Annotated in this window: 1 protein-coding gene; it reads right to left on the bottom strand. The window is 71.5% G+C overall.

Going from position 1 to position 1290, the window contains the following annotated elements; all coding sequences use genetic code 11:
* Positions 1 to 112: 112 nt before the first annotated feature.
* Positions 113 to 1290 (bottom strand): MFS transporter (locus AC1D15_RS32820; protein WP_477829356.1); only part of this gene is annotated, 1178 nt, incomplete at its 5' end.

Below are 1290 nucleotides of genomic sequence, written 5' to 3'. Positions count from 1 at the left end.
GCTTCGCCCTGCTCGGCTGACGCCGAGTACGTGCTCAGCAGAGAGGATCTGGTGGGCAGGCGCGGCCGTCTGCCTGCCCAGGCAGCCAAGCGAAAGACGGGTCGCTGGTACCTCACGCCGCCGCGGCGATGGTCTCACGCCGCGGCAACCGTGTGAACGCCAGCGCCGACAGGAAGGCCCCGATGCCCAGCGCGAACGCGCCGATGAAGAGCCACGCATAGCTGGACCACGCGTCGTAGATCAGCCCACCCAGCACCGGCCCCAGCGCCATGCCGAGGCTGCTGGCCATCGTGATGCTGCCGATCACCGTGCCCATCATGCGCAGCGGGAAATTCTCGCGCGCCAGCACGGCGAACAGCGGCATCACGCCCGCATAGGTGAAGCCGAACAGCGCAGCGACGGTGTAGAAGCTCCCCAGCTCGCGCGCGGACACGTAGCCCAGCACCACGATCGCCTGGGCGAGCAGCGCCAGCACCAGCACGCGCGCGGCTCCGAAGCGGTCGCCCAGCAGCCCGAACACGAGGCGCCCACCCAGGCCCGCGAGCCCTTCCAGGCTGTAGATCGACACCGCCGCCATCAGCGGGATGCCGCAGGTGACGGCGTAGCTCACCGTGTGGAAGATCGGCCCCGAGTGGGTGGCGCAGCTCAGGAAGCTCGTCAGCACCAGGATCAGGAACGGCGCGGAGCGCATGGCCTGCCCGACGGATGTGGCCGGCTGCTGCGCCGCGCCCGGTGCTGCTGCGGCCGGCGCTTGGGCGAGCGCCGGCGGGCGGCGCACCAGCAACGCCACGGGCAGCATGATGGCCGCGGCCAGGGCCGCGATGACCTGCAGCGCGGTTCGCCAGTCGTGGCCCTGCACCAGCCACGCGGCCAGCGGCGACATCGTCATCGGCGCCATCCCCATGCCGGCCGACACCAGTGACACCGCCAGGCTGCGCCGCGTGTCGAACCACCCGGTGACGCACGCCATCATCGGCGCGAAGATCGCCGCCGCGCTGAAGCCAACGACCGCGCCGAACGACAGCTGGAACGCGAGGAGCGATGTCGCCAGGCTGGACAGCGCGAGCCCGGTGCTGAGCAGCACGGAACCGGCCAGCACCACGATGCGCGGGCCCACGCGGTCGCAGAGCCAGCCCCAGGCGATGCTGCCGAGCGCGAGCGCCCCGAAGGCCAGCGTCATCGCGGTGGAGATCCCGGTGGTGGACCACCCTGTGTCCTGTGCGATCGGCCGCAGGAACACCGGCAGCGAGAACAGCCCGCCGATTGCCACGCAGCCGAGCACGCCACCGG

The organism is Rhizobacter sp. P2_H2 (assembly GCF_056403375.1).
This window is presented reverse-complemented; position numbering and strand designations above follow the sequence as displayed.